Origin of the sequence: Caldimicrobium thiodismutans (assembly GCF_001548275.1) — a bacterium.
Taxonomy (GTDB): domain Bacteria; phylum Desulfobacterota; class Thermodesulfobacteria; order Thermodesulfobacteriales; family Thermodesulfobacteriaceae; genus Caldimicrobium; species Caldimicrobium thiodismutans.
The window spans coordinates 105,648-124,228 of record NZ_AP014945.1 but is presented as its reverse complement, the minus strand read 5'-3'; the positions used below and the strand labels follow the sequence as shown (position 1 = coordinate 124,228).

Here is an 18,581-nt window from a genome sequence, read left to right as displayed (position 1 = left end):
TAAATGTTTTTATCCGTAAGGCTTTAAGCCCACGACCGGATTCGAACCGGTGACCTCTTCCTTACCAAGGAAGTGCTCTGCCTCCTGAGCTACGTGGGCATAAAATTTATAAAAGCGGGCGACGGGATTCGAACCCGCGACCCTCAGCTTGGAAGGCTGATGCTCTACCACTGAGCTACGCCCGCTTTATTATCCTAAAAGTGGAGGGGGGAGGATTCGAACCTCCGAAGGCGAAGCCACTGGGTTTACAGCCCAGCCCCTTTGGCCACTCGGGTACCCCTCCTTTTTGTATTAATAAAATTAACTTATTTTAACATTTTGTCAAGGGCATGCATGCGTCCATATCTTTTAAGACTCTATAGGATTTTTTCTTTGGGCCTAACACAAATTAAACCTCTCCACATACCCATTCCCCTTCGGAAAGAAAGGATAAAAAATCTGCAAAATCTTTCCTTAAGTAGGGGTTTAAAATTTTAAACCCCTTGAATTTTTTTGTGGGTTTGTTGTAGCACAGACATTCTTGTCTGTGTTTCTTTCATACATTGAAGTGTAATTTACCTCCACAGGCAAGATTGCCTGTGTTACTTTCAGACTTGTATAACCTCCCTTATATAGATATCTAATTCCCCTTTTACCCCACTTCCTTCTTCTTGTAAGGATATGAACTTATGCAGACTTCCATAATAAAGCAGTAAAAAATCAATTTATTTTTTCCCAGAAAAAACTCTTAAGATTCCTCTCCCCTGAAGAAAACTCAATCCCAATAAGATAAATCTCCTTGGCTGAACCATCATACTTCTTGTGATAACCCTTCTCCTTCAGTTGAGCTAAAGCTTTAGCTTCTCCCCCCTCTCCCTCAACCACCTTGAACTCAAAAAGATAAACCCTTTCCCTATAGAGCACCGTCAAATCTATCTGCCCCTTATTTGTTATATCCTCAGGTATCACCTCAAGCCCTGACCCACATAAAAAGGCATAAAAACAACTGGCATAATACCCCTCATAACGGGAAAGCTCATTTTTCCTGAACCAATCATGGGGGATCCCTGCATAAAGACTCTCAAGAACCCTCTTCATCTTCTCAAAATCCCTCTCCCTCACTGCCTCAATCATCTTAAGAGATAGCCTTGGTCTTTCTGAACTGAGCTGAGTAAAATAAGAAAAAAGAACTCTATTTAAACTAATCTTTACCTCTTTATTCGGATAAGAAAGCTTATAGAGAACTAACCCTTCCTCTTCTATAGTTTCTTTGATGGTCAAATAACCTACCTGAAAGAGAAGGTTTTCTGGTTCAATATAGTCAAGGTCAAAAGAGCCAATAAGGTCATCAGTTGCAGTTAGGTCTTCAAGCTCGGGAAGATAAAAACGCTTCTCCATTAAAAGTTTTACAAGAAAACTTGGAGTCCCAGTTTCAAACCAGTAGGGGTGGAATTTTTTTTCCTCTAAATAGAGAAGGATATCAAAGGGATTGTAGAGAGGCTCCCCAAGCCAGGAATAACCATTATACCAGCATCTTATAAGCTCTAAATCCTTATCTTCTAATTCCTCTCTGAAGACCTCTTCAAGCTCTTCTTGAGTGTATCCACAGATTTCTGCAAATCTCTTATCAATGGTAATATCATTTAACTGATTTAGCCCAGAAAAAAGAGAAACCTTTGAGAATTTAGAGACCCCTGTTAAGAAAACAAACTTGAGCTGAGCATCAAGGGGTTTTAAGACACTATAAAAATTCTTAAGGACATCTCTTACTGCCTTTGCAGTTTCTCTATCCTCAATGCAATCAAGAATGGGTTTGTCATACTCATCAACAAGAACTACTACTTTAGATGCATATTTCTGAGAAAGTTTTAAGATTAGTTCCCTGAAACAGGCATGATAATCATCTTTCCATTTGCAGGTAATATCATAAAGATTTTGATGTTCCTCAAGTTGCTGAAGTATCCATTTCTCAAGGGCTTCTATACTTTTAACCTCTCCTCCCCCAAAATCAATATGTATAACAGGATACCTGACACTCCAGTCCCAGTTCTTTTCAAGATAGAGCCCTTGGAAAAGCTCTTTTCTTCCAAGGAAGGCCTGTTTCAGGGTATCCACAAAAAGGGATTTTCCAAATCTCCTTGGGCGGGAGAGAAAATAATAAGTTCCCTCTTCAACAAGCTTTACAACAAATGGAGTTTTATCCACATAATAATAGGGCTCACTTCTAATCTTTTCAAAGCTTGAAATCCCGATGGGAAGCTTTTTCTCCATAGCTTTATTTTAAGGCTTCTTTTATGAAAAATCAATGTTAGCTCTTTCCTTGTGCAATCCCTTTTTAAAAATAGACAGTTTTCATCATTAATGTAGGGGCAGACCTAAGGTGTTTGAGGAGGGGTGGTAAAAAGTATGGAACAGAGGCAACTGTTTCTGCTTTTGAGGTATCCAGGGTAGGGGTTTAAAATTTTAAACCCCTACTTAAAAGAAAGATTTTAAAGATTATTTATCCTTTCTTTCCGAAGGGGGATTGTGTGGAGAGATTTAATTTGTGTTACGCCCTAAGAAAAAATCCTATAGAGTCTCAAAAGATATGGACTTATACAACTGCCTTGACAAAACCCCTTAGTTCTTTAAAATTAAATTATTATGAATCTTACAGAAAAGAGGGAGTCTCTAAAACGCTTCTACCTTCCCCTGGCCTATGTCTTTTACAAGCTTAAAACTCCCCCCAATTTCATCACCTTACTTTCCATCTTAACTGGCACAGCCTCTGCCTTAGCTTATTATTATGATAATCTTCTTACCGCCCTTTTACTCCTACTTTTGTCTGGACTTTTTGACCTCATAGATGGAGCGGTAGCCCGTTTTATGGAAAGACCTACTAAGTTTGGAGCGGTCTTTGACTGGATTGCGGATAAGTGGGTAGATGGCCTAATTCTTGGAACAATCGGATATATTTACGCAGGTCCTACCTGGGCTACCTTTGCCATAACCCTCTCTTTACTTCATTCCTTTATAAAACCTGTTGTTTATTCTGAAATCGGTTTTGAGGTAAAAATCAAAGGAAAAATCCTTGACCCCTTAGAGGGGGTTGGTTTTTTTGGCCGCCCAGAAACTCATCTTGCCCTCGCCATTTTTACGATCTTAGAAAAGGCTCATTTTAACACTGGGCTTGCCTTCGGGCTTAAACTCATAACTATTCTTACAGCCCTTTCTCTGTTGCAAAGAATTTTTTATCTCTATAAAAACTTCGGGAAGGTGGAAGATGAATAGACCTTATGTTATTATTGTTTCAGAGGTTACCTTAGATGGGAAATTAACCCTTTATAGAGGTGCCTCCTCCAAGGAACTTATGAGCCTCATGACCAGAGAGGTTTATAAATACCTTCACAGCATTAGAGCTGAAGTAGATGGAATCATGGTTGGCTGTGAAACTGTTAGAACTGACGATCCAAGTTTAACCGTTCGTCATGTGGAAGGAAAAAATCCTATAAGAATTATCCCCTGTTCAACAGCCAATGTCCCCTACAATGCCAGTATCTTTTCAAAGGATGCCCAAACCATCATTGTTACCACTGAAAGAGCTCCCAAAGAGCGAATTGAAAAAATAAAAGAACTTGGGGCTGAGGTCCTTTATGCTGGTGAAGAGCTTGTTGAATTTGAAAGGCTTCTACCTGTGCTCTATCAAAGGGGAATTAAAAAACTTATGGTTGAAGGAGGGGCATCTATAAACTGGGAATTTATGCGTCTTGGTTTTGTAGATGAATTGAGAATTATCCATTTACCTGTGGTTGTGGGGGGAGAAAATGTGCCTACCCTTGTGGGAGGTGAAGGCTTTAAAAGTCTTAAGAGAATTAGACACTTCCAGATCAAAAATCACTTTATTATTGATAACTTCTTAATTACCGAATGGAAGGCAGTTTAAATTCAACCCTCATAAGCTATTTCATAGATTTCCTTAACAATATCTTTATTAAATTCCCTTTCTGCCTTCCAGATAAAGAGTATCTCCCAGGCCTTCTCAATGAGAAAATTTAAATCCTCCCGAGAAAGACCACAGGCCTTGAGAGATCTTGGTAATTCAAAATAAGTTAATAAACTATCAAAGGTCTTAAGCCCCCTTCTGGCAAGATCTTTACCTTCTGGGACTTCAAGGACCTCAAGAAAAAATCTTCTAACCACTTTGTGATGACCAAATCTTTTAAGAAAGGCACGCATGAGGATACTTAAGCCAAGACCATGAGGAAGATCATAGGCTCCGCTCAAAGGATGCTCTAAGGAATGAAGAAAAAATCTATATCCTCCAAGACCAGCTCTTACAAAAGGAGAGAGGGCAAGCGCTGATGCCCACATAATCTGGCTTCTGGCTGAATAATTGTTAGGTTCATCAAAGGCCCTTTTTCCCTCCCTAAGAAGGGTTTTCATAAGGAGAATTAAAAAATCCTCAGGCAAACCCTTTTCTGGATGTAATCTAAAGTGAAAATATTCAAAGAGATGGGAAAGGGCATCCATCACCCCATAAGCAGTATAGGGCTTTGAAACACTAAAAGTCAAAGTAGGATCAAGATAGCTTGACCTGGGAAAAAGTAAAAGAGATCTCAGGCTAAGTTTTATCCTCTTCTCTTCGTTAACAATAACTGTTACATTATTGACCTCGGAACCTGTTCCTGCAATAGTTGGTATAGCAACTAATGGTAGGGCCTGAATTGGTATAGCTTTCTTCTCAAAAAAGTCCCAGAGCCTGTCCTGTGCATAATAACCACAGGCAATAGCCTTTCCTGCATCAATTACACTTCCTCCCCCTACAGCAAGGATAAACTTAGGCCTAAACTTCTTAGCTAAGGATATTGCCTCAAAAACCTGACTTAGCGGAGGATTGGGTTTAATCCCGCCATATTCTTTTACTTTAATTTTATACTTCTTAAAAAGATTAAGAATTTTTTCATAAAGACCTGAACTTTTAATGGAGCCTCTGCCATAAAGGAATAACACTCTTTTTCCATATAGGGGAAGATCCTGTGAAAATTTTTTGAGGGCTTCTTTACCAAAAACAATTCTTAAGGGATAAAAAATTTCAAAATCCTTCATAAAAGGTAAAAGGGCCCCTGTGAGGGGCCTTAAAATCTCTAATTACTTTCCAAAAATTTCCTTTCTTCCCTGAATGATCTCCTCAACCACAGAGGGATCCGCTAAGGTTGAAGTATCTCCAAGATCATCGTAAACGCCAGCTGCAACTTTTCTTAATATTCTTCTCATAATCTTTCCAGAACGGGTCTTTGGAAGACCACTTACAAATTGAATAACATCTGGGGTTGCAACAGGCCCGATCTCTTTACGAATGTGCTGGACAAGTTTTTTCTTTAAGTCTTCAGAAGGTTCAAATCCCTCTTTTAGCACAATGTAGGCATAAATAGCCTCGCCTTTTATATCATGAGGCATACCCACAACCGCAGCCTCAGCCACAGCTGCATGAGCCACAAAGGCAGACTCAAGCTCCATAGTGCCAATGCGATGTCCGGAGACATTAATAACATCATCTAATCTCCCCATAATCCAGAAATAACCATCTTCATCCACACGAGCGCCATCTCCAGTAAGATAATATCCCGGGAATCTGCTAAAGTAAATCTCTTTAAATCTTTCAGGGTCTCCCCATACTCCTCTTGCCATACCAGGCCAGGCTCTCTTAATACAAAGGTGACCCCCTTCATTCACATCAGCCGGGGTTCCATCTGCTCTGAGAATAACAGCCTCAATCCCTGGCAAAGGCAAAGTTGCAGAACCGGGTTTTTGGGGAATAGCATAGGGAAGAGGTGAGATCAGATGACCTCCAGTTTCAGTCTGCCACCAGGTATCAACAATGGGGATCCTTCCCTTCCCAACATTTTTATGATACCAAATCCAGGCCTCAGGATTAATAGGTTCTCCCACAGTTCCAAGCACCCTCAAAGTTGAAAGGTCATATTTAGCAGGCCACTCCTCTCCCTCCCTCATAAGGGCACGAATAACAGTAGGGGCTGTATAAAAAATGGTTACCTTATAACGATCTACAAGCTCCCACCACCTGCCAGGATCAGGATAAGTGGGAACACCTTCATACATAAAGACTGTAGCCCCGAGAGCAAGAGGGCCATAGACAATATAACTGTGGCCTGTAATCCAGCCAATGTCAGCAGTGCACCAGAAAATATCTTCAGGTCTCACATCAAAGACCCACTGAGTAGTATGAGCAGTATAAACAAGGTATCCTCCGGTTGTATGGAAGATCCCCTTAGGCTTTCCTGTTGATCCTGAAGTATAGAGAATAAAAAGGATATCCTCGGCATCCATTTCTTCATAAGGGCAATATTTGGCAAAATCCTTATTCTTGATAAGATCATCAAAAAGAATGCCTCTCTCATCTGAGAGGGTTAAGGCATCTCCAAAACGATTGATAACAAGATATTTTTCCACACATTCACAATCTGCAATGGCAGTCTCAGCATTATGTAAAAGATTAATTCTCCTTCCTCCACGGTAAGTTCCATCAGCGGTAATGAGGAGTTTGGCACCGGCATCAAGGATTCTTGATTTTAAGGCCTCAGCAGAAAATCCTCCAAAAACTACACTGTGAATTGCACCAATTCTTGCACAGGCAAGCATGGCTGCTACTGCCTCTGGCATCATGGGCATGTAAATGGCAACCCTATCCCCTTTCTTCACCCCAAGGAACTTTAAGATATTAGCAAATCTGCAGACCTCATCGTGTAACATCTGATAGGTATAAACCCTCACATCCTGATCAGGCTCCCCTTGCCAGATAATAGCTGCCTTGTTTTTGACATCGGGATTAAAAAGATGTCTGTCTAAACAATTATAGGAGGCATTTAGTTTACCCCCTTCAAAAAATCTGATCTCAGGCTTGTGAAAATCCCAGTAACAGGTTCTATCCCAATACTTGAACCAGGTTATAAGCTCTTTTGCCCTCTCTGACCAGAACCCATCAGGATCCCTGAGGGAATAGTCATAAATCTGATCATACTGATACCGACTGTTAATGTAGGCCTGATCTTTTCCCTCCTGGGGAGGATAAAAAATACGCTCCTCCTTAAGCAAGGCCTCAATTTCTGCCATAGGTCACCTCCTGAATGGATTTTTTCACATCGTTGATTTTACTCTAAAAAAACAAAAAAAATCTATTTGTCAAGAGAAGGGGAGAAATTTTTCCTTAAAATGTGGAGAATCTCCTCTTTTATTTCGTGAATCCTTTCACGAACCAGCTCTTCCTTAATACTTAGGAGATGATAATTACGCATTATAAATTCTCCATCAACCATTAGATCTGAGACATAACCAGCCTTAGCACTATAAACAAGAAGGGCAAGAGGATTATAATCGGGCTGAAGAGGAAGATGTTGCAAGTCCAGAAAGGCAATGTCTGCTCTATAGCCAGGCAGGAGTTTTCCTGTATCATTAAAGAAAAGGGCCCTTGCTCCCCATTCCGTTGCCATAAAAAAGACTTCCTTGGCAGTTACAATAGTGGGATCTTCTCTTAGACCCTTGTGAATAAGGGTAGCTGTTTTCATTTCTGAAAAGAGGTCAAGGTCATTATTACTGGCTGGGCCATCTGTTCCTAAGCCAACTACTAAACCAACGGATAACATCTCCGGAAGAGGCGCAATGCCTGAACCCAATTTGAGGTTACTTTCTGGACAATGGGCTATCTTGACCCCCTTTTTCCCAAGAAGCTCAACCTCTTCTGGAGAAAGCTTAACGCAATGCACTGCAAGAAGATTTTCTTGAAGCCCACCCAGACTATCCAGAAGCTCAACAGGTCTCTTTTTATATTTTTTCCCTATTTCTTCAAGTTCCTCCTTATTTTCTGCAAGGTGAATATGAAGGGGAGCGCCATATTTATGAGAAAGTTTAAGGCACTTCTTTATGGTATCAGGAGAGCAAGTATAAAGGGTATGGGGAGAGACAGCTATTTTTATTTTTGAATGCCTTTCAAAGGCCTTAAGAAGCTCTTCAGTTAGGGCTAATCCTCTTTCTAATGGACCATAGCCAGGAGAAGGAAAATCAAAAAGGCCTTCCCCCAAAAGGGCTTTTAAACCTGCCTCTTCAGTTGCCCTTATAACTTCAGGCTCAAAGAGATACATATCACAAAAAAGGGTTATACCTGAACGAATCATCTCAATTAGAGAAAGCTTAGTACCCCAGTAAACCCACTCCCTCTTAAGATGACTCTCAACAGGAAAAATATATTTAGTGAGCCAGGTCATAAGGGGTAGATCTTCTGCTATACCCCTTAAAATACTCATAGGAACATGGGTATGAGCATTCACAAGCCCTGGGAAAAGGAGTTTATTTTTGAAATTCAAGATCTGATAATGAGGATACCGGGATAAAATCTCTTTCTGAGGCCCAAGATCTTCTATCTTTGATCCCTTTATTACTATAGCTCCATTTTTTAAAGGAGGTAACTCTGGAGAAGAGAGTATCCAATCTGCTGTAAGGATCTTTTCCTTCATATTTTTAGATTACTTTTATATAAATACTTTGTCAAGGGATCTTCTAAATCCAATTTAGTCCCTCTCTTGAACCTTCACGAAAAAACTATCTATTTCGCCCCCTCTTGAAATTACGAGCTTAGTTCTTTCGCAAAGCTTATTTCCAAGGAAAGAGTGGGGGGAAAGGTAAAGGAGCTTTGCAGAAAGATAAGGAGATATCAGAAAATGCTTGAGAAAGCATATTTAAAGAAAAAAGGGAATCCTTTTCGGGGAAAAAATTGACAATAAAAAGGAGGGGGAGGTAAAATAAATTCCTTTAGAAAATTAAATGAGGCATTACGGGGTAAAGGAAAAGATGCTAAAAGGGGGGAACAGATTTTTCTTTGATTTTTCCGGAAAAAAGGGCCTATTACCCCAAGATGAGGCTCATCACCTGATCAGAGTTTACCGGAAAAAGGAAGGTGAGGCGGTCATCCTTATAAATGGAAAGGGAAAAGAATTTCTCGGAGAAATTTTAAGGGTTAAAGAAAAAGGAAGAAAGATCTTTGTAGAAGTTGAATTATTACAAATTTTGAGAGAGGAAAAATCTCCTTTCATTAAATGTTTTGCCCTTGTGCCTGCTCTCAAAGGGGATAAAACCGATTTTCTCATTGAAAAAGGAACTGAGCTTGGGATAACAGGATTTATAATTTATCATTCTACCTTTACCATCCCCAAAATTACATCTCAAAAAATATTACGCTTACGGGAAAAGGCCCTCTCGGCCCTTAAACAATCGGGAAGGCTAACCCTGCCTGAAATGGAAATCTCCGAAAACCTCAAAGAGACCCTCCAAAAATTACCTCATTTGAATTGCCTAAAAATCTTAGCCTCAACCGAGGGTAAACTCACCCTTGAAGAGGTGATTAAGGAAATTAAAAGTGGTTTTAGAAAAATTTTTCTCCTTTCTGGTCCAGAGGGAGGCCTTTCTTCTGAGGAAAGGGAAGAGGCATTAAAAAAAGGTTTTTTAGAAATCTCCCTTTCCCCTCACATCCTCAGAGCAGAAACTGCTTCTTTTGCACTCATGAGCCTCTTTGCTCCTCTAATTTATAAAAAAATTTAATAACTATACTTGACATTTTCTATAAATTGGGATTATAATTTCTTCAAAAATATTAATTGAGGTAGCCTTTGCTGGATTGGCGTAAACTTGAAGTTTTTTTAAAAGTTTACGAAACAAAAAGTTTTTCCAAAACAGCAAAAGAGCTTTTTCTCTCTCAACCAACTATCACAATACACATAAAAGAGCTTGAAAACATTTTTGGAGTTAAGCTTCTGGATCGGGATACCCGAAATGTAATCCCTACCAAGGCAGGCAAAGTTGTATACACCTACGGAAAGCAGATGCTTCAAATCTATCGCCAGTTGGAACGGGAGCTCTTACCTTTTAAAGACGAAGAGGCAGGTCTTGTGGAGATTGGTGGCAGCACCATCCCCGGACAATATATTTTACCCAAAATTATTAAGCTATTTAAAGAAGAATACCCCAAGGTCTCTGTTTATCTCAAGGTCAGTGATACTCAGGGGGTAATTGAAGGTGTCTTGAGAGGGGAATTTGAACTCGGCATAGTTGGAGCTAAGTCCAGGCAGAGCGAACTTAAATTTGAAGCCTGCTGTGAAGATGAAATAATTCTCATTGCTCCTTCTGATTTTGAAAAAAAGGAGATTCAGGTGCAGGAGATTGAAACCTTACCCATTATCAAGAGGGAAGAGGGCTCAGGAACCTGGAAAAATGTTGTTGAGGCCTTAGAGCGAGCTCACCTTCTTCCGCAAAAATTAAGAATCGTTGGAGAAATGGGGTCTACAGAGGCTGTAAAATCTGCTGTCAAAGAGGGACTTGGGCTCTCTTTTGTGTCTAAAAGAGCGGTTGAGCTTGAAATATCTCTAAATCTCTTAAAAGAGATAAAAATAAAAGACTTTTCTATTCGTAGAAATTTTTACCTATGTTATCTGAAAAATAAGGAATTTCCTCCAGCCTGCACAAATTTTCTTAAGTTTTTCAGAAAGGTTATCTCTTAGAAGGGTTTAACCTTTTTAACTGAAGGGGACTCCTTTCTGCGTTTCACCAAATTCTCTCCAAAGAGCACAGTTTTTAACCACTTAAACCCGAATTGCAAAAGCCTAAGCTCATCTTCTTTAATAGCAACAAGCTCTTTTTCATCCACTTCAAAGATATCCAAAAATTTAGTATCAAAGACAAAGCTTTTAAATCTCTCCGGATTAGTAGAGACCATAAAAAAGAGTTCAAGACTCTTTTCAGGCACCTCAACTGGCCCGAGGGATTCTTTTTTCATAATGATTTCAGCCCACTCAAAGATAGGCTCTTCAAGCCCGGGGATCCCCTGAGAGATTCTATATTCTTCAACTGTAATCTCCTCTCCTGATTCTAAACCCTGGCAAAATCCCTCTTTGACAAGATAAAAGAAGTCCTCATTTTTTCCTTCATCTCTATTCCGAAAGAGTCCAAATCCAAGGGGATAGTATCGACAGGCTAAAGGACGCACTTCATAAACAGTGCAACCTGCCTCTCCCAGGAAAGGACAGGTCTTTTCCTCATTATCCTGCATCTTGAGCCTGGCAATAGGTAGCCCTGACTTAGGAAGAATAAAAGGTTCTGTATAGCGAAGGAGAAATTCATCCGAAGTAAGATTAAGAAATCTCTTGAGTCTTAAAATATCATAGGGAGTTAGGGGAAGATAAAGTTCAGAACAGCAGAGCTTAAAACAAGGAACTCCAGGATAACATTGAAATTTTATTCGGGATTTTGAAGTGAGTCTTACTGGCTCTACAATCTTTTCAAAACCTTTGGCCCTATGTATACCTTCCATATCATGCTCCTGAGAGTTTTTAATTAAAGATAATCCATTTTCTCCTTTTGACCAGTTCTTGTATGCATCCATATCTTTTAAGACTTTATAGAATTTTTTTCTTTGGGCCTAACACAAATTAAATCTCTCCACATACCCGTTCCCCTTCGGAAAGAAAGGATAAAAAATCTGCAAAATCTTTCCTTAAGTAGGGGTTTAAAATTTTATACCCCTTGAATTTTTTTGTGGGTCTGTTGTAGCACAGACATTCTTGTCTGTGTTTCTTTCATACATTGGAGTGTAATTTACCTCCACAGGCAAGATTGCCTGTGTTACTTTCAGACTTGTATAACCTCCCTTGTATAGATATCTAATTCCCCTTTTACCCCACTTCCTTCTTCTTGTAAGGATCTGAATTTATGCAGTTCTTGTGCAAGTATTGAATTTTCCCCTGCCAGACATCATAAATATCTTTATTTTGGTGAAACCTTTTTGTGATACCGATTTTGAATCCTATGGAAGATAGAACCAATTAACCTGCCTGCCGTAGGCAGAAAGTTTTAGGAATAATTTTTTTCCTATATGTTTTAAAGGAAACACAAGTGAGTGCATATCTTTTGAGGCCCTTAAGGTTTAAGTGATGAAAGATGAGCTAAAAGAGAGAAACCTTAAAACTGTAAGCTTCTTTTAGTCTCAATAAGCATAAAGTTTTCCATAGGGCCGGTGGGTGTAAGGAGTGATCTTGATAAAATCTTCTTTTAGCACCTCGGAGAGTTGAAGGCCAAAATCCTCACAATACTCCTTTAAGTAGTTCTCCAGAAGCTTTTCATCGTCTCCTTCTAAGGCGTAAGGTTTCAAGCCCAGACCAAGCTGGGACTCCTTCACCTTTCCCCTCACATAAATAGCTCCACCATGCATACCTGTTCCAAGAAAAAGACCTGCAATGGGTCTTTCTGGATAGATTGTATGCATTCCAAGGAGAATGATAATACCACCTGCCATGTATTCACCCAGAAAGTCTCCTGCTTTTCCACCAATCACTATCACAGGCACTTTCTCCATGTAAGCCTTCATATGAATCCCTACGCGATACCCTACATCTCCGTATATATGAATTTTCCCGCCTCTCATGGCATATCCAACCACATCTCCTGCCATGCCATGCACAATAATTTTCCCCTCATCCATGGTATTTCCTGCCCCGTCTTGGACATTTCCAAAAACTCTGATCTCAGGGCCTCTCATAAAAGAGCCCAAATCAAGTCCTGGTGTCCCATAAATTTGGGCAGAGATCTTAGCAGATATCCCTCCAAAGAGATATCTGTGACCATTTACTCCCCTAAGAATAAACTCCTTTTCACCCTTAAGGATATGTTCCCGAATAATTCTATTAACCTGCGAGTAATGAAAGGGGGAAACTTCCAAGTCTAAGGGCATCCTCACTAACCTCCTTTGATCTTACATTGAGATAACTCTTTTGATTGGGGATAACTCCCTCTTCCATCTCCACAATAACAGGTTCTCCAGCTTTGGGGGCCCATACCTTTTCAGGATCAGGACAAATAGCTCGAATAGCAGACTCTTCTGAAGCCATATAGCAGATATCCCCCTTTGAGGCAGCCACAAGAGGTCTCAGCTTAACTCTGTCATTTAGACCCACAAGTCCTCCGTTGTAAGCAAAAAGAATAGCAAAGGGACCATTTAAAACTGCTCCACCATAAAGGATTCTTATGGCAGTATAAAGCTCTCTTTCCTCTTCAGACATCTCGTCAATCTCCATCCAAAAAGGAGGAGCCATGGCCTTGCAGGCAAGTTCAAGAGGAAGACCATGTTTCCTTATAAGAAAATCAAGAACATAGGCTACAACTTCCGTATCTGTTAAAAGTGTGCATTTATATCCAAAAAGTTCAAGATATCTTTTATTTGTTCCATAGCTTGAGATCTCTCCATTATGAACAATTGACCAATCAAGAAGAGTAAAGGGATGGGCTCCACCCCACCAGCCAGGTGTATTGGTTGGAAAACGATTGTGAGCAGTCCAGATAAAGGCCTTATATTCATTGATGCGAAAAAATTCAGCTATCTCATCAGGAAAGCCAACCCCCTTAAAAGCCCCCATATTTTTACCCGAAGAGATCACATAAGCACCTTCTATGGTCTCATTTATCTCCATAACAAGCTGAACCATGCGATCATCTTCTGCAGAGAGATCACAAAACTCTGCATCAACCTCATCAAATTTGGGTCTTACAAAGTATCTTTTAAAAATAGGAGGATTCTTTATGGTCTTTACCTTTTTTGTAGGAATGGGTTCTTGAAAGTTTAAAAAGGTAAATTTCTGCAGAAACTCTTCTACCTTAACAAGAGCTTGCTTACTCTGAGCCATTACATGCAAAGCATAGTAATCTGCAAGCTCAGGGTAGATTCCATAAGCAGCAAACCCTGCTCCCAGACCGTTTCCTCTTTCATACTGACAACAAATGGCCTTAAGAATCATCTCTCCAGGGATAAGCTCCCCTTTGCGATGAATAATACCTGCAATTCCACAACCAGAAATTTCTTTTGCCCTTAAAGCTATATTCCACATAGCTATTACTCCCCTGCGTGTTTTACTTCAAGGATTTCCATCTCTTCCTTTGTTAAACCAACAGCTCGTAATTTATCTCTATTCCCCTTTAAACTCTCAATGGAATTGATTCCCATAGCACCAAGCATCTCTTTAATCTCATGAGACCAGGCCTTTACAAGATTATAGATCTTTTCATAGGCAACCTCAGGGGGAAGCCTTTTAATCAGTTCAGGTTTATTAGTGGCAATTCCCCAGGGGCATTTTCCCGTATAACACCTCTGGCACATAGTGCATCCAACGGCAATGAGAGCTGCTGTTCCAATATAAACCGCATCTGCTCCAAGAGCTATAGCCTTCACTACATCGGCACTACAGCGAATTCCACCTGAGGCAATAATGCTTGTTCTGTGGCGAATGCCTTCTGCCCTTAGTCGCTTATCCACCGCTGAAATAGCAAGCTCAATGGGAATTCCAATATAATCTCTGAACATAGTTGGAGCAGCCCCGGTTCCACCTTTAAGCCCATCAATTACCACTGCATCTGCTCCAGCTCTTACTATTCCTGATGCAATAGCAGCTACATTATGAACTGCTGCAATTTTAACAAAGACAAGTTTTTTATACTCTGTAGCCTCCTTTAAAGCATAAATTAGTCCCCTCAAATCTTCAATGGAGTAAATGTCGTGATGAGGGGCTGGAGAAAGGGCATCACTTCCAACGGGAATCATTCGAGTCTTAGAGATCTCTTCTGTGACTTTTTCTCCTGGAAGATGTCCCCCGATTCCAGGTTTAGCTCCCTGGCCAATTTTTATCTCTATTGCCACACCTGCATTAAGATAATCTACATGCAGACCAAAACGCCCGGAGGCACACTGCACAATAGTATTTGAGCCATATTCATAAAGGGAGGCATGGAGACCTCCTTCCCCTGTATTATAATAAGTTCCGAGATCACGCGCTGCCTTGGCAAGCCCCTGATGAACATGAAGACTAATAGCTCCATAGGACATAGCTGCAAACATAATAGGTGTCTCAAGTTTCAGCAGAGGAGGAAGCTTCTTTTTAAGTCTAAACTTTCCATTAACCTCTTCAATTTCAAGGGCCTCAGGCTTTGGCCCAATATAAGTGCGGAGCTCCATTGGCTCTCTTAGGGGATCAATGGGGGGATTCGTCACCTGACAGGCATCCAGAACCAGGTGATCAAAATAGTTTTTAAAAGGAAGGGCACACCCCGTTGAGGTTAAAAGAACCCCTCCTTGATCTGCCTGTTTGTAAACATTTTTGATATACCAGGATGTCCAAAGGGCATGTTCTCTAAATTGAGCTGGATGTCTTCTAATGATAATGGCCTTAGTTGGACATATAGCCTCACATCTATGGCACCCTACACACTTGATATGGTCTTCAAGAAGGGTCTTTTTCTTGGCATCCCAGATGTGAGCCTCATAAGGGCACTCTTTAACACATCTCTTACACTTAATACACTTATCCCACAGACGCTCTATATAAAAATCAGGATAAAAACTGGCAAACTGGGGAGTAGCCATCTTATATCAATCCTCCTTCTAAACAAGCAGAATGTTGTTATTATACCTTAAATTTTAAAAAAACAAATCCATTCAAATTGGAAGAACCAAATTTTTATGTCAGAACTAAGTTTTCTTGTGTAAAAGGTATCAGGTGGGGAGGGCATAGGTTCATATCTCTAAAAGGAAAAGGTGAGAGGTGAGAGGTGAGAGGTGAAAGGTGAAAGGTGAAAGGTGAAAGGTGAAAGGTGAGAGGTGTTAGTAGGGAAAGCCCCTGCTTGTTTGTTAATTTTCTAAAGGGAATTATTTTACCTCTTCCTTCTTTTTATTGTCAATTTTTTTCCCGAAAATAATTCCCTTTTTTCTCTAAATATGATCTCTCAAGCATTTTCTGATATCTCCTTATCTTTCTGCAAAGCTCCTTACCCACTCTTTCCTTAGAAATAAGCTTTGCGAAAGAACTAAGCTCGTAAATTCAAGAGGGGCGAAATAGGTAGTTTCTTTGTGAAGGTTAAATAGAAGATCTAAATTGGATTTAGGAGATTTTTTATATGAGGCAACGATAAAATTTCGAATAGATTTTTAATGAGGCAATTCGGTATATTGACATTTGGCAATAAAGTTATAAAATTTTAGAAGTCTGAATTAAGGGGAGGGAAGCAGATAATGTTTTTTAAAAAAGGCTGGAACATCCTAATTCTATCTTTTTTATTTTTTCTTCATCATTTTTCAGGTTATTCTCTTGCTATAGATGAACTTACTATAGAAGAGGCTGTTAAGCTCTCCTTAGAGAGAAATACAGAAATAAGGCAAAAATTTGTAAATAAGGATATCTCAAAATATGAGACCTTAAGCAAAAAGGGAGAGCGCTGGGGAACACTTTCTGGATTTTTAAACTATACTCATTATAATTTTCCTCGAGCCTTAGCTCCCGAGGTTCCAGTAAAAGCTACTGCTGAAAATATTTTTATCCCTGGATTAAAATATACTCTTCCTCTTTTTACAGGCTTTAAAATTGAAAAGGAAATAGAAATCTCTAAATTAAAAGAAAATCTTTCTGATGTATTGCTAAATCTAACTAAAAATGAAATTGCCTTCAATGTGAGGTCAATATATCTAAAAATCTTAACCCTTCAAAGGCAAAAAGAGGCTATGGAGAATTATAACCATGCCTTAACCCAGTTATACAAAGATATAGAAACACAAGTTAAAGTGGGTAAAAAACCCGAGGTAGACCTATTAAAGGTTTCCTATGTTAAAAGGGATGTAGAAAGCCAAATCATAGCACTTCAAAATACCATAGAAACTCTCAAAGAAACATTAAAAATTCTTATTAATTACCCAAAGGAAAATTTTGTTTTAAAAGATATTTCCGTAAGGGAGATATCAGGAATCGAACTAAGTAGGGAAAATTTTTTAAAAACCTATTACCCAAAACTTTATTCTTCCAAAAAAGCGGAGATCTTAAAGGAAATATCTCGCAAAAAAATTGAACAAGCTAAGGCCCCTTATTTTCCCCAACTTATATTAGATCTTGATTATCAAAAGAATCTTGGAAACGGAAAAGATAAAGAGGTATGGCAGATTGGGTTTATGCTTAACTTTACTTTATTTGATTTTGGTAAGCGCTCAAGTGATCTTGTAGCCTCAAAACTTTCCTTTGAAAATAGCCTTCTTGAAGAAGAAAAAACGAGACTTGAGTTTGAAAAAAGATTAACTGAAGCTATAAATCAAATAAAGACAGCTCAAGCTGAGGTTGACGCAATTTTTAATCAAATCAAATATGCTGATGAGGTTGAAAGAATTGAAAAAATAAAGTATGAAGAAGGTGTAAGTAGTTTATATGATTATTTATACGCTCAAAGTCAAAAGTTTATTTCCCAAAGCAAATATTATGAAGCTTTATATAATAGAGAAAGAAGCTGGTATTATTTAGACTATGTCCTTGAAAAAATAGATTAGGGGTAAAACTATGAAGGGACTAAATAAAAAGAAAATTATAAGTTTTATTGTAATTGTTTTTTTAATTTTGAGTGGAATTACTCTTTTATTAAAGAGAAAAAGAGAAATAGCTAAAATTCCCCCTCCTCAAGAGCCTATATATACTGTAGAGGGAATAAAGGTTCAAAAAGGAAGGGTCACAGAGAATGTTCAATTCCTTGGAAAATTTTTACCTGTAAATGAGGTCTCCATCTCTACTAAACTTCAGGGGTATATTGAAAAGGTCTTTGTAAATGAGGGTGATCAGGTAAAAAGGGGACAATTACTGGTTAAAATAGATGCTCAACCTGTTATGCTTGCCATTGAAAATCTCCGTTATAATGAGGTCTCCCTTGAGCACCAAGTAGAAAGCTTAAGTTCCGAACTCCAGGGTGCACAGTCCAATTTGTCATATGAAAAAGAAAACTTTTTAAGGGATAAAAAACTTTATGAGGTCAAAGCTATTGCGGAAATGCAATATTTGAAATCTAAGACCAATTATGAGAATGCCAAAGCCCGTGTAGAATCCTTAATAGCTCAGATAAATTCAGCAAAAGAAAAAATTAAGGCTCTTAAAAGGGAAATTGCTCAGAAAACACATGATCTTCGCTATCTAAACATTGTTAGTCCTATTGAAGGATATGTTTCTAATGTAACCCTCCGAGAGGGAAATCTCGCTATGCCGGGTGCTACCATTCTAAAAGTTGAATCTATACAGAAAAAGATAATCTTTACTTTTCCTTTAAAATATATAAAAGACCTCCGAGAGGGATCTCCTGTTTCAGTCTCTTTTGATGGCATCCAAAGAGCTTATCAAATACATAAGATCTATCCTTCAGCTAATGATAACTCCCTTGCGGTTGCAGAGGTATTGATTGATAGAGCTCCAGATAAATTTCCCTCTAATTCACTTGTTTATATAGATATACCTCTCAAAATAGTTGATGGCCTTGTTGTTCCAAAGACAGCCCTTCTTAATCTTACCAATGGCACCTTTGTTTTAACCCTTAATAAGGAGGGATATTTTTCAAAGATACCTGTTAAAGTGCTTGCACAGGATAAATTTCTGGCTGCAATAGAAGGAAACCTCACCGAAGGGACCCCTGTAGCCATTGGCTCGGAAGATAAACTGAGACTTCTCTCCCTTGGTAAAAAAGGGAAATTTTTATTAAACAAAGACTAATTAATGGGTAAC

At 39.1% G+C, this 18,581-nt stretch carries 14 protein-coding genes and 3 tRNA genes; 6 read left to right on the top strand and 11 right to left on the bottom strand.

Annotated features, from left to right (window positions below; translation table 11 throughout):
• Positions 1-26: 26 nt before the first annotated feature.
• The 4 genes from THC_RS00575 to THC_RS00560 form a co-directional block, all read right to left on the bottom strand.
• Positions 27-99 (bottom strand) — tRNA-Thr (locus tag THC_RS00575).
• 14 nt (positions 100-113) lie between these two features.
• A tRNA-Gly gene (locus THC_RS00570) sits at positions 114-185 on the bottom strand.
• 16 nt (positions 186-201) lie between these two features.
• Positions 202-283: transfer RNA gene (locus THC_RS00565), tRNA-Tyr, on the bottom strand.
• Positions 284-699: 416 nt separating this feature from the next.
• Positions 700-2,250 (bottom strand): PD-(D/E)XK nuclease domain-containing ATP-binding protein, encoded by a 1,551-nt coding sequence (locus THC_RS00560; RefSeq protein ID WP_068511819.1) that lies wholly within the window; start codon positions 2,248-2,250, stop codon positions 700-702.
• 372 nt (positions 2,251-2,622) lie between these two features.
• Here THC_RS00560 and THC_RS00555 point away from each other — a divergent pair, with 372 nt between their 5' ends.
• Both THC_RS00555 and THC_RS00550 read left to right on the top strand, forming a co-directional pair.
• A complete protein-coding gene (locus THC_RS00555; protein WP_068511816.1) occupies positions 2,623-3,249 on the top strand; it encodes a CDP-alcohol phosphatidyltransferase family protein in 627 nt (208 codons plus the stop codon).
• Complete coding sequence (locus THC_RS00550) at positions 3,242-3,901, top strand: 2,5-diamino-6-(ribosylamino)-4(3H)-pyrimidinone 5'-phosphate reductase (RefSeq protein ID WP_068511814.1); 660 nt, start codon at positions 3,242-3,244, stop codon at positions 3,899-3,901. The genes THC_RS00555 and THC_RS00550 overlap by 8 nt, the downstream gene beginning before the upstream one ends.
• A gap of 2 nt (positions 3,902-3,903) precedes the next feature.
• On the opposite strand, the gene THC_RS00545 is transcribed toward THC_RS00550, so the two are convergent.
• From THC_RS00545 to THC_RS00535, 3 genes are all read right to left on the bottom strand, one after another.
• On the bottom strand, positions 3,904-5,064 hold the full coding sequence (locus THC_RS00545; protein WP_068511809.1) for an iron-containing alcohol dehydrogenase: 1,161 nt from the start codon (positions 5,062-5,064) through the stop codon (positions 3,904-3,906).
• A gap of 42 nt (positions 5,065-5,106) precedes the next feature.
• Complete coding sequence (gene acs / locus THC_RS00540; protein ID WP_068511806.1) at positions 5,107-7,089, bottom strand: acetate--CoA ligase; 1,983 nt, start codon at positions 7,087-7,089, stop codon at positions 5,107-5,109.
• Positions 7,090-7,151: 62 nt separating this feature from the next.
• Entirely contained in the window at positions 7,152-8,486 is a 1,335-nt protein-coding gene (locus THC_RS00535; RefSeq protein ID WP_068511803.1) for an amidohydrolase family protein, read from the bottom strand.
• Positions 8,487-8,793: 307 nt separating this feature from the next.
• Between THC_RS00535 and THC_RS00530 the strand changes: the two genes are divergently transcribed.
• Positions 8,794-9,567 carry an RsmE family RNA methyltransferase gene (locus THC_RS00530; RefSeq protein WP_068511801.1) on the top strand — a complete coding sequence of 258 codons (774 nt, stop codon included), beginning with the start codon at positions 8,794-8,796 and terminating at the stop codon, positions 9,565-9,567.
• 68 nt (positions 9,568-9,635) lie between these two features.
• A complete protein-coding gene (locus THC_RS00525) occupies positions 9,636-10,523 on the top strand; it encodes a selenium metabolism-associated LysR family transcriptional regulator (RefSeq protein WP_068511798.1) in 888 nt (295 codons plus the stop codon).
• Here the strand turns inward: THC_RS00525 and THC_RS00520 are convergent.
• The 4 genes from THC_RS00520 to THC_RS00505 form a co-directional block, all read right to left on the bottom strand.
• Complete coding sequence (locus THC_RS00520; RefSeq protein ID WP_068511794.1) at positions 10,520-11,332, bottom strand: YkgJ family cysteine cluster protein; 813 nt, start codon at positions 11,330-11,332, stop codon at positions 10,520-10,522. The two genes, THC_RS00525 and THC_RS00520, sit on opposite strands and share 4 nt — an antisense overlap.
• 672 nt (positions 11,333-12,004) lie before the next feature.
• Positions 12,005-12,748, bottom strand: a complete 744-nt coding sequence (locus tag THC_RS00515) for a GltB/FmdC/FwdC-like GXGXG domain-containing protein (protein ID WP_068511792.1) — start codon at positions 12,746-12,748, stop codon at positions 12,005-12,007.
• Positions 12,702-13,898 carry a class II glutamine amidotransferase gene (locus tag THC_RS00510; RefSeq protein WP_082706222.1) on the bottom strand — a complete coding sequence of 399 codons (1,197 nt, stop codon included), beginning with the start codon at positions 13,896-13,898 and terminating at the stop codon, positions 12,702-12,704. The genes THC_RS00515 and THC_RS00510 overlap by 47 nt, the downstream gene beginning before the upstream one ends.
• 5 nt (positions 13,899-13,903) lie before the next feature.
• On the bottom strand, positions 13,904-15,427 hold the full coding sequence (locus tag THC_RS00505) for a glutamate synthase-related protein (protein WP_068511789.1): 1,524 nt from the start codon (positions 15,425-15,427) through the stop codon (positions 13,904-13,906).
• Positions 15,428-16,072: 645 nt separating this feature from the next.
• Between THC_RS00505 and THC_RS00500 the strand changes: the two genes are divergently transcribed.
• Both THC_RS00500 and THC_RS00495 read left to right on the top strand, forming a co-directional pair.
• A complete protein-coding gene (locus THC_RS00500; protein WP_068511787.1) occupies positions 16,073-17,368 on the top strand; it encodes a TolC family protein in 1,296 nt (431 codons plus the stop codon).
• A 10-nt stretch (positions 17,369-17,378) separates the two neighbouring features.
• A complete protein-coding gene (locus THC_RS00495; protein WP_068511783.1) occupies positions 17,379-18,569 on the top strand; it encodes an efflux RND transporter periplasmic adaptor subunit in 1,191 nt (396 codons plus the stop codon).
• Positions 18,570-18,581: the final 12 nt, after the last annotated feature.

Bases quoted from the DNA above. Each gene is read 5' to 3' on its own strand.
- THC_RS00560 (WP_068511819.1), bottom strand. From the start codon at position 2,250: ATGGAGAAAAAGCTTCCCATCGGGATTTCAAGCTTTGAAAAGATTAGA.
- THC_RS00555 (WP_068511816.1), top strand. From the start codon at position 2,623: ATGAATCTTACAGAAAAGAGGGAGTCTCTAAAACGCTTCTACCTTCCC.
- THC_RS00550 (WP_068511814.1), top strand. From the start codon at position 3,242: ATGAATAGACCTTATGTTATTATTGTTTCAGAGGTTACCTTAGATGGG.
- THC_RS00545 (WP_068511809.1), bottom strand. From the start codon at position 5,064: ATGAAGGATTTTGAAATTTTTTATCCCTTAAGAATTGTTTTTGGTAAA.
- acs (WP_068511806.1), bottom strand. From the start codon at position 7,089: ATGGCAGAAATTGAGGCCTTGCTTAAGGAGGAGCGTATTTTTTATCCT.
- THC_RS00535 (WP_068511803.1), bottom strand. From the start codon at position 8,486: ATGAAGGAAAAGATCCTTACAGCAGATTGGATACTCTCTTCTCCAGAG.
- THC_RS00530 (WP_068511801.1), top strand. From the start codon at position 8,794: ATGAGGCATTACGGGGTAAAGGAAAAGATGCTAAAAGGGGGGAACAGA.
- THC_RS00520 (WP_068511794.1), bottom strand. From the start codon at position 11,332: ATGGAAGGTATACATAGGGCCAAAGGTTTTGAAAAGATTGTAGAGCCA.
- THC_RS00515 (WP_068511792.1), bottom strand. From the start codon at position 12,748: ATGCCCTTAGACTTGGAAGTTTCCCCCTTTCATTACTCGCAGGTTAAT.
- THC_RS00510 (WP_082706222.1), bottom strand. From the start codon at position 13,898: ATGTGGAATATAGCTTTAAGGGCAAAAGAAATTTCTGGTTGTGGAATT.
- THC_RS00505 (WP_068511789.1), bottom strand. From the start codon at position 15,427: ATGGCTACTCCCCAGTTTGCCAGTTTTTATCCTGATTTTTATATAGAG.
- THC_RS00500 (WP_068511787.1), top strand. From the start codon at position 16,073: ATGTTTTTTAAAAAAGGCTGGAACATCCTAATTCTATCTTTTTTATTT.
- THC_RS00495 (WP_068511783.1), top strand. From the start codon at position 17,379: ATGAAGGGACTAAATAAAAAGAAAATTATAAGTTTTATTGTAATTGTT.